Genomic DNA, 12,513 nt, shown 5'->3' with positions numbered 1-12,513 from the left:
TCTCGCGCGCGACGAATTGAAGAAGGGCGGTCCTTGGGCCGCCCTTTTTTGTGTTCAGAGCTGTCGCTTGTCGGCGAATCTGCGAGAGGTCCATGGGGCAACGCAGCGTCGTGCCGGTGGTTTGCGTGAGGATGACCGGATGCTGAAACGTCTTTCGCGCCTTGCCGTGGCGGCCGGCCTTCTGGCCGCGACGTCTTTCCCCGGAGGATCGGCTGCGGCTCAGGCGCCTGCGGCGCGGGTTCCGGCGTCACAGGGCGAGGTGAAGCTTTCGTTCGCGCCCGTGGTGGCGCGCACGGCGCCGGCCGTCGTGAACGTCTATGCCCTGAAGACCGCGCAGCAGCGCATGAACCCCTTCTTTGAGGATCCCTTCTTCCGGCGCTTTTTCGGCAGTCCGGGCGGGGCGCCGGGGCTGGGGGCGCCGGAGCGGATGCAGCGTTCGCTTGGATCTGGCGTCATCGTCGATCCCTCGGGCCTCGTCGTCACAAATTACCATGTGATCGAGGGCGCGGACGAGATCCGTGTCGCGCTCAACGACAAGCGCGAATACGAGGCGCAGGTGCTGCTGCGCGACCAGCGGACCGATCTCGCCATCCTGCGCATCAAGCCGGAGGGGAAGGAGACCTTCGCCTCGCTGGAGCTGGGCAATTCCGATGAGCTGGCGGTCGGCGATCTCGTGCTCGCCATCGGCGATCCCTTCGGCGTGGGCCAGACGGTGACGCAGGGTATCGTCTCGGCCGTGGCGCGCACGCAGGTGGGCGTCTCCGACTACCAGTTCTTCATCCAGACCGACGCGGCCATCAATCCCGGCAATTCCGGCGGGGCGCTGGTGGATATGGCCGGCAGGCTGGCGGGCATCAACACGGCGATTTATTCGCGCTCGGGCGGGTCCATCGGCATCGGCTTCGCTATTCCCGTGAACATGGTGCGAGTGGTGCTGGATCAGGCGAAGTCCGGCGGCAAGGCGGTGCGTCGGCCCTGGCTCGGCGCAAAGCTGCAGCGCGTGACGCCGGAAATCGCGGAGGGCCTGGGCCTCGCGCGCCCCGCCGGCGCGCTGGTGCGCGAGGTGGCGCCGGGCAGCCCGGCGGAAAAGGCGGGGCTGAAGGTGGGAGATCTCGTCGTGGCCGTGGAAGGGCAGGGGATCGAGGATCCCGAGTCGCTCAACTACCGGCTCGCGACCCGTCCCATCGGCGGCAAGGCCGCGCTCGGCCTCAATCGGGGTGGGCGCAGCGAGAGCACTGTCGTGGTTCTGGAGAGCGCGCCGGAAACGCCGCCGCGCGAGGAAATCGCGCTGCGCTCGCGCTCTCCCTTCGGCGGCGCCACCGTCGTGAACCTCTCGCCGGCCGTGGCGGAGGAGATGCGGGTGGACGGGGCTTCGAGCGGCGTCGTCATCTCGGACATCGCCGAGGGCACGCCGGCCGCAGCCGCGGGCTTCAAGCCGGGCGATGTCATCGTCGAGGTGAACGGCGAGAAGATCGGCCGCACCGGCGATCTCGACACGCTGACACAGACGCCCATGCGGGCTTGGCGCATCCTGGTCATTCGCGGCGGGCGCGCCATCTCCGCGCTGCTGCCGGGCTAGGGGGCGGGCATCGCCATGGGCGATCTGTTCGAGGCGGCCGGCGTGGCCGCGGGTGCGGGGGAGGGCGCGGCGCGCCCCCTGGCGGACCGGCTTCGGCCTACGCATCTTTCGGAGGTGGTGGGGCAGGACCATCTGGTGGGGCCGGACGGCGTGCTCACCCGCATGCTGGAGGGCCGCTCCCTCGGTTCGCTCATTCTCTGGGGGCCGCCGGGCACGGGCAAGACCACCGTGGCGCGGCTGCTGGCCACGGCCACGGATCTTCACTTCGAGCAGATCTCCGCCATCTTCTCCGGTGTCGCGGACCTGAAGAAGGTGTTCGAGCAGGCCCGCGCGCGGCGGCGGCTGGGCCAGTCGACGCTGCTGTTCGTGGATGAGATCCACCGCTTCAACCGCGCCCAGCAGGACGGCTTCCTGCCGGTGATGGAGGATGGCACGGTCACACTGGTGGGGGCCACCACCGAGAACCCCTCCTTCGAGCTGAACGCAGCCCTGCTCTCCCGCGCGCGGGTACTGGTGTTCCGCGCGCTCGATGCGGAGGCCATCGGCCGCCTGCTCGCCCGCGCGGAGGAAATCGAGCACAAGCCGCTGCCGCTGACGGAAGAGGCGCGGCTCGCTCTGGTGAATATGGCGGACGGCGACGGGCGCGCCTCGCTCACCCTGGCGGAGGAGGTGTGGCGCGCGGCCCGGCCCGGCGAGGTGTTCGACGTGGCCGGCCTGGCGGAGGTGGTGCAGCGCCGGGCGCCCATCTACGACAAGAGCGAGGACGGGCACTACAATCTCATTTCCGCGCTGCACAAGTCGGTGCGTGGGTCGGACCCCGACGCGGCGCTCTATTATCTCGCGCGCATGCTGGATGCGGGCGAGAGCCCGCTGTTCCTGGCGCGGCGCATCGTGCGCATGGCCATCGAGGATGTGGGCAATGCCGACCCGCAGGCCCTGGTGGTGGCGAGCGCGGCGAAGGACGCCTTCGATTTCCTCGGTTCGCCGGAAGGAGAGCTGGCGCTCGCCCAGGCGGTCGTCTACGTGGCCACCGCGCCGAAGTCGAACGCGGTCTATACCGCCTTCAAGGCCGCGACGCGCCTCGCCAAGGACGCGGGCTCGCTGACGCCGCCCAAGCAGATCCTGAACGCACCCACCAAGCTCATGAAGCGCGAGGGTTACGGCCTCGGCTATCGCTACGATCATGACGAGCCGGATGCCTTCTCCGGCCAGAACTACTTCCCCGAGGCGCTCGGCCGGCAGAGCTTCTACCACCCGGTGGAGCGGGGCTTCGAGCGAGAGATCCGCAAGCGCATGGACTATTGGGCCCGCCTGCGCGCCGAGCGCGGGGAGAAATAGGGCGCCGCCTTCGGGCCATCCGACATCGCAACGGCGATCCGGGCTGCGCCCCCACGCCTGCGCTGGGCTCCTGCGCGCGCTGCGTGTTCATTCGAACGTCATGGAACTGACGTCGCAGCTTCAATGAGCCCGGATAGGGTCCGCGCCATGTTCGAATGAACATGATGACGGACCGAATGAACATTACATCGCGGCAGCAGGATATCGTCGATCTCGCCCGGCAGGGCGGCTTCCTGAGCGTGGAGACGCTCGCGGAGCAGTTTTGCGTGACCCCGCAGACCATCCGGCGGGACATCAACACGCTGTGCGACGCCAACCTGCTGCGCCGGCGCCGGGGCGGCGCGGAATATGTGGAGGCGCCCCGCCTCAACCTGCCCTACGACTCGCGCCGTATCATCCATCCCCTGGCCAAGCAGGCCATCGGCGCGCTGGTGGCGCGCCTCATTCCCGGCGGCGCCTCGGTCTCCTTCGGCATCGGCACCACGCCGGAGTTCGTGGCCCTCGCCATGCAGGAGCACGAGGACCTCACCGTCATCACCAACAATCTGAACGTGGCGATGGCGCTCTCCGTCGCGCCCTCCAACCGCATCATCCTGCCCGGCGGGACGGTGCGCCTGCCGGACCGCGACGTGCTCGGGCCGCACGTGGAGGAGATGTACCGCAACTACCGGGTGGATTTCGGCATCTTCGGCGTCGGCGGCATCGAGGCGGACGGCACCTTCGTGGATTTCGACCGGGCGGAGGTGCTCGCCCGCGCCGCCATGCGGGAGAGCTGCCGGCGCTCCATTCTGGTGGCGGACGCGAGCAAGTTCGGCCGTCCGGCGCCCGCGCGGGGCGGGCATCTGAGCGATGTGGACATGGTGGTGCTCGACGCGGCCCCGCCGCCGCCGTTCGACGCGCTGTTCGAAGAGGACGGCATGGGCGCGCGCCTGCGCATCGCCTCCGGCACGGGAGCATGAGCATGGCCGCGACAGCAGAGCCCTTCGTCCGCCTCGACAGCGTCAGCCGCATCTTTCCGGGCGGCGGGGGTGTGGAGGATCTCTCCGTCACCATCCCGCGGGGCAGCTTCACCGTGCTGCTGGGCCCCTCTGGATGCGGCAAGTCCACCACGCTGCGGCTCATCGCCGGGCTGGAGACGCCCGATCGCGGGCGGGTCGAGATCGGCGGGCGCGACGTCACCGCGCTGGCGCCCTCGGGGCGCGGCCTGTCCGTGGTGTTCCAGTCCTATGCGCTGTTTCCGCACCTTTCGGTGGCGGAGAACATCATGTTCGGCCTCAAGGTGCGGCGCGTGCCGAAGGCCGAGCGGGCGCGCAGGCTGCGCGAGGCGCTGGCGGTGACGGGCCTCGAGGGGCTCGATGGCCGCAAGCCGGCGGAGCTCTCCGGCGGCCAGCGCCAGCGCGTGGCCCTCGCCCGCGCCATCGTGGCCGACCACCCCCTGTGCCTGATGGACGAGCCGCTCTCCAACCTGGACGCGAAGCTGCGCCATGGGGTGCGGCAGGAGATCCGCGCCCTGCAGCGCCGGCTCGGCATGACGGTCATCTACGTCACCCACGACCAGACCGAGGCCATGGGCATGGCCGACGAGGTCATCCTCATGCGTGAGGGGCGGATCGAGCAGCAGGGCGCGCCGGCCGCGCTCTATGAGGCGCCGGCCAGCGCCTTCGCCGCCGGCTTCATCGGCACTCCGCCCATGACGCTGGTGCCGGCGGCGGCGGTCTCGTTCCTGGCGCCGGCCGGCTACGTGGAGGAGCGCCTGATGGCGGGTGTGCGCAGCGAGGCGGTGCGGGTGCTGCCGCCGGGCGCCGGCCCGCTTTCGGCCAGCGTGGTGGCGAGCGAGTTCCTGGGCGCGGAAACCTTCGTCTACCTGCGCCTTTCCGGCGGCGAGGCGCTCACCGCCCGCATTCCCGGCCGCGCGGAGCCTCAGCCGGGCTCGGCCGTCTCGCTGAGCTGGGCGCCCGAAGCCACCCATTGGTTCGACCGCGAGAGCGGCCGCCGCATTCCCGTCCGCCGTCCGGCGGACCCGCCGGCCCGCGCGGCGGGCTGATCGTTCCCTTTTACCCCGCAAGCGTTGCCTCAAGGCTGGAAGGACACGACCATGAGACGCTTTTTCACCGCCACCGCCCTGGCGGCGGGCCTGCTCGCGGCCTCGGCCGCCTCGGCCTTCGCGAAGACCGAGCTGACCATGTATTACCCGATCTCCGTCGGCGGCCCGCTGACGAAGGTCATCGACGGCATGATCGAGGGGTTCGAGAAGGAGAACCCCGACGTCGACGTGAAGGCCGTCTACGCCGGCAATTACGACGACACCCGCGTGCGCGTGCTCTCGGCCCTCAAGAGCGGCCAGCCGGCGCAGCTCTCGGTGCTGTTCTCCATCGATGCCTATGACCTGATCGAGCAGGACCTCATCGTCCCCTTCGACGACGTGGCGAAGAGCGACGATGAAAAGGCGTGGCTCGACAGCTTCTATCCCGCGCTGATGGCCAACGGCCGTATCGAGGGCAAGACCTGGGGCGTGCCGTTCCAGCGCTCCACCATCGTCATGTACTACAACAAGGACATGTTCAAGGAAGCCGGGCTCGACCCCAATTCGCCGCCCAAGACCTGGGACGAGATGGTGGCGGCCGGCAAGAAGCTCACCAAGGAGGGCCGCTACGGCCTCATGGTGCCGTCCACCGGCTATCCCTACTGGATGTTCCAGTGCTTCGCCATCCAGAACGGCAAGGAGCTGATGAGCAAGGACGGCGCCAAGGTCTATTTCGATGATCCCGCGGTCATCGAGGCGCTCGACTTCTGGAAGTCGCTTTCCACCGACCAGAAGATCTCGCCCGCCGGCCTCGTGGAGTGGGGCACCCTGCGCCAGGCCTTCGTGCAGGGCCAGACGGCCATGATGTGGCACACCACCGGCAACCTCACCGCCGTGCGGAAGGAAGCCAAGTTCGACTTCGGCGTGGCCGAGCTGCCGGCCCACAAGCGCCCCGGCTCGCCCACGGGCGGCGGCAATTTCTACCTCTTCAAGAACGCCTCCGAGGCGGAGCGCAAGGCGGCCCTGAAGCTCATCCGCTACATGACCGCGCCCGAGCGCGCCGCCGAGTGGTCCATCGCCACCGGCTACGTGGGCGTGAGCCCGGCGGCCTACGAGACCGAGGCGCTCAAGGCCTACGGCAAGGAGTTCCCCCAGGCCCTCGTCGCCCGCGACCAGCTCAAGGTCGCCATCGCCGAGTTCTCCACCTGGGACACCGCCCGCGTGCGTGAGGCGCTGAACAACGCCATCCAGGCCGCGCTCACCGGCAGCAAGACGCCGGCCGACGCCCTGAAGGAGGCGCAGGCCACCGCCAACCAGCTGCTCAAGCCCTTCCAGCGCTGAGCGGCCGCCCGTGAAGCGGGGAGGGCGGGGCCGCAAGGCCCGTCCTCCTCGTCCGCGCCGAGACCGCCGGAACCCGCCGGAAAACCCACCATGCCCGAAGCCCGCGCCCTCGATCCGATCGCCCAGCGCCAGCGCCGCCTCCATGCCCTCTATGGTTGGATGCTGGTGACGCCGGCGCTGATCCTGCTCACGCTGTTCGCCTTCCTGCCCGCCGGCGCCACCGCGTGGGGCAGCCTCTTTTCGCGCGGGACGGCGCGCCGGCCGGCGGTGTTCAATGGCCTTGAGAATTATCGCGACCTCGTCGCCGATTCGGTCTTCTGGCAGGTGATCGGCAACAACCTCGTCTATGCGGCGGTGACGATCCCCGTCTCCATCGCCCTGGCCCTGCTGATGGCGCTGTGGGCGGATGGGCGCATGCCGCTGCGCGGCTTTGTGCGCAGTGCCTATTTCACGCCGACCGTGCTGCCCATGGTGGCGGCGGCGAACCTGTGGCTGTTCTTCTACACGCCTGGCCTTGGGGTCATCGACAGCTTCACCGGCCTCTTCGGCCTGCCGCCCGTGAACTGGCTCGGCCAGCCGCAGACGGCGCTGTGGGCGGTCATGGCCGTGACGGTGTGGAAGGAGGCGGGCTTCTTCATGATCTTCTACCTCGCCGCCCTCCAGACCATCCCGCCCGACCTGCGCGAGGCGGCCCTGGTGGAGGGGGCGGGGCGCTTCACCTATCTCAGGCGGGTGCTGCTGCCGCTGCTGATGCCCACCACCGCCTTCATCTTCATCAACGCGCTCATCAATTCGGTGAAGCTGATCGACCAGCTCTTCATCCTCACCAAGGGCGGGCCGAACAACGCCACCAAGCTTGCCCTGTATTGGGTGTGGGAGATGGCCTTCTCCTATTTCGACCGGCCCCACGCCGCCGCCATGACGGTGCTGCTGCTGCTGGTCCTGGGCACCGTGGCGGTCCTCCAGTTCGCCGTCTTCGACAAGCGGATCCACTACCGATGACACCCTCGCTCGCCATCCGTCCGATCCGCTGGAGCGTGGCGCTGGACGCCGCGGGCGCGTGGCTGCTCGCTCTGGTGTGGATCGCGCCGCTGCTGTTCGCCGGCTGGGCCTCGCTGCGCATGCCCGGCCAGGCGCTCGATTTCTCGCTCGCCGCGCCCTTCACGCTTGAGAATTACGAGGCCGCGTGGGCCGCGGCGCCGTGGCCCACCTACATGCTCAACACGCTGATGCTGGTGAGCTTCACCCTGGCGGGGCAGCTCGTGCTGTGCACGCTGGCGGGGTTCGCCTTCGCGCGTTTCCGCTTTCCGGGGCGCGAGGTGCTGTTCGTGCTGGTGCTGCTCCAGCTCTTCATCCTGCCGGAGGTGCTGATCGTCGAGAATTACGCCATGGTCTCGCGCCTCGCTTTGCTCGACACCATCGCCGGCATGGGGCTGCCCTACATCGCCAGCGCCTTCGGCATCTTCCTGCTGCGGCAGGCGTTCAAGTCGGTGCCGGTGGAGCTGGAGGAGGCGGCGCGCGTGGAGGGCTGCTCCTGGCTCGGGGTGCTCTGGCGGGTCTATGTGCCGGTGACGCGGCCGGTCTATCTCGCTTACGCGCTGGTGTCGGTCGCCACCCACTGGAACAACTTCCTGTGGCCGATGATCGTCACCAACTCGCCCGGCACGCGGCCGCTCACGGTGGGGCTGTCATTGTTCGGGGCGCCGGAGAGCGGGGTCAACATCTCCATCATCAGCGCGGCGACGCTCGTGGTGGTGGCGCCGCTGCTGGTGGCGTTCCTCATCTTCCAGAGGCAGTTCATCCAGGCCTTCCTGCGCGCCGGCATCCGCTGAGCGCGAGGGCGGCGTGCGGTCTCACGGGCGCGCGGGATCGGCTTCCAGCGGCACGGCGGGGGCGTTCTTCACCTGCTTCAGGGTGAGCGCGGTCTTCACGTTGCGCACGTTGGGCGTGGCCGTGATCTCCAGCACGAAGTTCTGGAAGGTGCGCAGGTCCGGCGCCACGCACAGCATCATGAAGTCCACGTCGCCCGAGAGCATCCAGGCGGTGCGCACCAGCGGCCACTGGTCGATGCGGTCCTGGAAGGCGGCGAGATCGATTTCCGCCTGGCTGATGAGGTGCACCATGGCGAAGGCCATGAGATCATAGCCCAGGCGCTTCTCGTCCAGGAGCGCGCGATAGCCCTGGATGATGCCGTCGTCCTCCAGCGCGCGCACGCGGCGCAGGCAGGGCGGGGCGGAGATGCCGACCCGGCGGGAGAGCTCCACGTTCGTCATGCGCCCGTCGCGTTGAAGCTCGTCGAGGATCTTCCAGTCGACAGCATCGAGGCGGACGGTCAAGGCGAACTCCCGGTGGGCAGGGCGCCCATGATCGGCGCACCGGCACCTTAGTGCGCGATTGCGGCAACGCAACGAAATAATCTTTCGTCAAATCGCCCGTGCACAATGGTCATGAAAGGTGAGCTTCGGCACCGCCGCGATGCCTTGTGGCGATGCGGTGGAGCCCCTACATTTGCGCATAGCTTACGCTGCGCGCCGGCATGGCGGCGGTTCGGGCGCCGCTGGCGCGCGCGGCATCCCCGCCCTGTCGGGCAGAGCCTTTCGAGGACATTATGAGTGTGCAGCATACCAAGGTCGTCATCATCGGCTCCGGGCCGGCGGGCTTCACCGCCGCCATCTATGCGGCGCGCGCCATGCTCCAGCCGGTGCTGTTCGAGGGCATCCAGCCCGGCGGCCAGCTCACCATCACCACCGAGGTGGAAAACTACCCCGGCTTCGCCGAGCCCATCCAGGGCCCCTGGCTGATGGAGCAGATGCGCGCCCAGGCCGAGCACGTGGGCACCACCCTCGTCGCCGACCATGTGGCGAGCCTCGACCTTTCCCAGCGGCCGTTCCGGCTCGTCACGGAATCGGGGGTGAGCTACACCGCCGACGTGGTGATCCTGGCCACCGGCGCGCAGGCGCGCTGGTTGGGGCTGGATTCGGAGGGCGCCTACCGCGGCTTCGGCGTTTCCGCCTGCGCCACCTGCGACGGCTTCTTCTACCGCGGCAAGAACGTGGTGGTGGCGGGCGGCGGCAACACGGCGGTGGAAGAGGCGCTGTTCCTCACCAATTTCGCCGCCAAGGTCACCGTTGTGCACCGGCGCGACAGCTTCCGCGCCGAGCGCATCCTGCAGGACCGCCTGTTCGCCAATCCCAAGGTGGAGGTGATCTGGAACGCCGAGGTGGCCGAGGTGCAGGGCGCCGACGAGCCCACCCATGTCACCGGCGTGGTGCTGCGCGACACGCGCACCGGCGCCACCCGGCAGCTCGCGGCGGACGGCCTGTTCGTCGCCATCGGCCACGCCCCGGCGACGGACCTCGTGAAGGACCAGCTCCGGCTCAAGTCATCCGGCTACGTGTGGACCGCGCCGGATTCCACCGCCACCTCGGTGCCGGGCGTGTTCGCTGCGGGCGACGTGGCGGACGATATCTTCCGCCAGGCGGTCACCGCCGCCGGGCGCGGCTGCATGGCGGCGCTGGAGGCGGAGCGCTTCCTTGCTGCCGAGGTGGCCGAAGCCGCCGAGTAAGGCCGGCCGGGCGCCGCCGGGCGGCGCCCTTTGCGTTTTCTCGACCACTCCAAAACGAGAGCATCCCGCATCCGCCGGATGCCGCACCATCCGGGGCACCCATGGACTGGGACAAGCTGAAGGTCTTCCACGTCGCCGCCGAGGCGGGTTCCTTCACCCATGCGGGTGAAACGCTGGGGCTATCGCAATCGGCGGTCAGCCGGCAGGTGTCGGCGCTGGAGGCGGAGCTGAAGGTGCCCCTGTTCCACCGCCATGCGCGCGGGCTCATCCTTACGGAGCAGGGCGAGCTGCTCTATCGCACGGCCCACGAGGTGTTCCTGAAGCTGGAGTCCGCGCGGGCGCAGCTTTCCGACAGCCGCGAGAAGCCCAATGGCGAATTGCGCGTCACCACCACCGTCGGCCTCGGCACCCACTGGCTGACGGCGCGGGTGGGCGAGTTCGTGGAGCTGTTCCCGGACATCCGCATCCAGCTCATCCTCACGGACGAGGAACTCGACCTTGCCATGCGCGAGGCGGACGTGGCCATTCGCATGCGCCAGCCGGTGCAGCCGGACCTCGTGCAGCGCAAGCTGTTCACGGTGCATTTCCACGCTTACGCCTCGGTGGACTACCTGAAGCGCCATGGCCAGCCGCGCACGCTCGACGAGCTCGACAAGCACCGCATCCTACTGCTCGGCGGGCCGATTCCCTCCTATTTCCAGGGCCTGAACTGGCTGGAGCACGCCGGGCGCGATGGCACCGTGCCGCGCATCCCCGCGTTCGAGGTGAACAGCGTGCTCGGGCTGAAGCGGGCGGTGGAGCGCGGGGTCGGCATCGGCACGCTGCCGGATTATCTCACCGACGATGCGAACTCGCTGGTGCAGATCTTCACGGATCGCGAGACCCCCAAGCTGGAAGCCTATTTCACCTACGCGCAGGAGATGCGCTCGGTGGCGCGCATCCAGGTATTCCGCGATTTTCTGATCTCGAAGGCACAGCGTTGGAACTACTGAAGTTTATCGTTTGAATGACGCTTTCTGCAGGGCTGAAGCAAAAAGCTAAGCGCAATACGCATGCCTGATATGCGGTCATTTTTCGTTGCTTTCTGCCTAAGGGGCGTGCAGTGTGCACATGCGCTGATCGCATCGTGATCGATGCTTCAGCTGTTCCCCTCTGGAAGGTTCGCCGCTCTGCGGCGATACTTGCCGGGTCCATCACTGGGCCCGGCATTTTTCTTTTGGGCGCTTGGTATTTCGTTCCCATGGTAAAATGTTATAGAATTCTGTAACGGTACCGTTGGCGCCGGGACGTCGGGCGTCGATCTCTCAGGGAGTGGGACCATGGCGTTGCTGAAGCGTGGACTGGCCGGCGAGCCGGTGAAGATCTTGCAGGCGAAGTTGGGCGTGTCGGCGGACGGCCAATTCGGCTCCGCCACGGAAGAGGCGCTGAAGGCGTACCAGAAGGCCCATGGCCTTGCGGTGGACGGCGTGGCCGGGCCCGACACCTTCCTGGCGCTGGACCTGCCGGAGCTGATCCTGCTCGCGGTGGGCAGCCGTGGCGAGGCCGTGAAGAAGCTCCAGAGTGCCCTGGGCGTTGCAGCCGATGGCGCCTTCGGAGCAGCCACCGAGAAGGCGCTGAAAGCCTTCCAGGAAAAGAACGGCCTTGACCCGGACGGCATGGCCGGCCCGGTGACCCTGGCCAAGATCACGGCCTTCTCCGCCGTCATCACGCCGGCGGCGGTTGAAAAGTCGCTCTCGGGTCCGGAAGTGGCCAGCCCGGAGGCAAAGCCCGCGGCGGCGGAAATCACCGCGGCTCCGCACAAGAGCATCTGGCAGACCATCACCAGCTTCTTTTCCTGAGGCTGATGTTCCACCGCCATCTAGCGGCGGGGAGAGTGTCTTCGGTCCCGCGCCGCGCGCGCGGGGTCGCCTTGGTGCCGAAATGCGCTAGATTGGGGCCTCCGCGGAAAGCCGATGCGACGCCTCATGAACACCTTCGCCAAGCCTGCCGCCCTCGTGCTCGGTCTCGCCGGGCTGGGGGCGATGCCCGACGCCCGTGCCGAACGGCCCGCGTTGTTCGTTGATGTGGCCGACGTGGTGCCGGGTGTGGTGCTCGATGTGCGCTATGCCGGCGTGCATAATTTCGTCGGCGCGCCGGTGGATGGCTATGGCGCGGCGCGATGCTTTCTCACGCGTCCCGCGGCGCAGGCGCTGGCTGGCGTCGCGCGGGATGCGCAGGCGCGGGGCCTCGCGCTGAAGCTGTTCGACTGCTACCGCCCCGCCCGCGCGGTGGCTCATTTCGCGCGCTGGGCGGCGGACCTTTCGGATACCCGCACCAAGGCCACCTATTATCCCGATCTCGACAAGGGCCAGCTCTTCGCCCTGGGCTACATCGCCGAGCGATCCGGCCACTCGCGCGGCTCGACGCTGGACCTGACGCTGGTGGACCGCTCGACCGGCGCCGAGCTGGACATGGGCACCCCGTTCGATCTCTTCAGCACCCTCTCCTGGCCTGGGTCGGACGCCGTGAGCGCGGCGCAGAGAGAGAACCGGCATCTGCTGGCCAGCCTTATGGACGCGCACGCGTTCCGGCCCTTCGAGCAGGAGTGGTGGCATTTCACCCTGGCGAACGAGCCCTTCCCCGAAACCTATTTCGATTTCCCCATCGAGTGATCGCCACGCGGGGGGC

The 12,513-nt window shown here is 68.4% G+C and carries 12 protein-coding genes; 11 read left to right on the top strand and 1 reads right to left on the bottom strand.

Annotated features, from left to right (window positions below; genetic code table 11):
• Positions 1 to 139 precede the first annotated feature (139 nt).
• From V5F61_RS13945 to V5F61_RS13915, 7 genes are all read left to right on the top strand, one after another.
• Entirely contained in the window at positions 140 to 1,579 is a 1,440-nt protein-coding gene (locus V5F61_RS13945; protein ID WP_393988600.1) for a DegQ family serine endoprotease, read from the top strand.
• 15 nt (positions 1,580 to 1,594) lie between these two features.
• Positions 1,595 to 2,917, top strand: coding sequence for a replication-associated recombination protein A (locus V5F61_RS13940; RefSeq protein ID WP_393988599.1), 1,323 nt, complete (start codon positions 1,595 to 1,597; stop codon positions 2,915 to 2,917).
• A 176-nt stretch (positions 2,918 to 3,093) separates the two neighbouring features.
• On the top strand, positions 3,094 to 3,876 hold the full coding sequence (locus V5F61_RS13935) for a DeoR/GlpR family DNA-binding transcription regulator (RefSeq protein WP_393988598.1): 783 nt from the start codon (positions 3,094 to 3,096) through the stop codon (positions 3,874 to 3,876).
• Positions 3,877 to 3,878: 2 nt separating this feature from the next.
• On the top strand, positions 3,879 to 4,961 hold the full coding sequence (locus tag V5F61_RS13930) for an ABC transporter ATP-binding protein (protein WP_393988597.1): 1,083 nt from the start codon (positions 3,879 to 3,881) through the stop codon (positions 4,959 to 4,961).
• A gap of 51 nt (positions 4,962 to 5,012) precedes the next feature.
• Complete coding sequence (locus V5F61_RS13925; RefSeq protein ID WP_393988596.1) at positions 5,013 to 6,281, top strand: ABC transporter substrate-binding protein; 1,269 nt, start codon at positions 5,013 to 5,015, stop codon at positions 6,279 to 6,281.
• 90 nt (positions 6,282 to 6,371) lie between these two features.
• Positions 6,372 to 7,283 (top strand): carbohydrate ABC transporter permease, encoded by a 912-nt coding sequence (locus V5F61_RS13920; RefSeq protein WP_393988595.1) that lies wholly within the window; start codon positions 6,372 to 6,374, stop codon positions 7,281 to 7,283.
• The gene (locus V5F61_RS13915) at positions 7,280 to 8,113 is read left to right on the top strand and encodes a carbohydrate ABC transporter permease (protein ID WP_393988594.1); all 834 of its coding nucleotides are present in this window, start codon (positions 7,280 to 7,282) and stop codon (positions 8,111 to 8,113) included. Before V5F61_RS13920 ends, V5F61_RS13915 begins: the two co-directional genes overlap by 4 nt.
• Positions 8,114 to 8,134: 21 nt before the next feature.
• On the opposite strand, the gene V5F61_RS13910 is transcribed toward V5F61_RS13915, so the two are convergent.
• Positions 8,135 to 8,617, bottom strand: coding sequence for an Lrp/AsnC family transcriptional regulator (locus V5F61_RS13910; protein ID WP_393988593.1), 483 nt, complete (start codon positions 8,615 to 8,617; stop codon positions 8,135 to 8,137).
• Positions 8,618 to 8,889: 272 nt separating this feature from the next.
• Between V5F61_RS13910 and trxB the strand changes: the two genes are divergently transcribed.
• The 4 genes from trxB (at position 8,890) to V5F61_RS13890 (ending at position 12,497) form a co-directional block, all read left to right on the top strand.
• Entirely contained in the window at positions 8,890 to 9,846 is a 957-nt protein-coding gene (gene trxB / locus V5F61_RS13905; protein ID WP_393988592.1) for a thioredoxin-disulfide reductase, read from the top strand.
• A 101-nt stretch (positions 9,847 to 9,947) separates the two neighbouring features.
• Entirely contained in the window at positions 9,948 to 10,838 is an 891-nt protein-coding gene (locus V5F61_RS13900; RefSeq protein ID WP_393988591.1) for a LysR family transcriptional regulator, read from the top strand.
• A gap of 327 nt (positions 10,839 to 11,165) precedes the next feature.
• Positions 11,166 to 11,684, top strand: a complete 519-nt coding sequence (locus V5F61_RS13895; RefSeq protein ID WP_393988590.1) for a peptidoglycan-binding domain-containing protein — start codon at positions 11,166 to 11,168, stop codon at positions 11,682 to 11,684.
• A 114-nt stretch (positions 11,685 to 11,798) separates the two neighbouring features.
• Entirely contained in the window at positions 11,799 to 12,497 is a 699-nt protein-coding gene (locus V5F61_RS13890) for a M15 family metallopeptidase (protein ID WP_393988589.1), read from the top strand.
• Positions 12,498 to 12,513: the final 16 nt, after the last annotated feature.

The sequence above is a fragment of the Xanthobacter sediminis genome (genome assembly GCF_043195015.1).
Lineage (GTDB): Bacteria > Pseudomonadota > Alphaproteobacteria > Rhizobiales > Xanthobacteraceae > Xanthobacter.
Note: the sequence above shows the minus strand (reverse complement) of the source record. Positions and strands in the feature narration are given on the sequence as shown.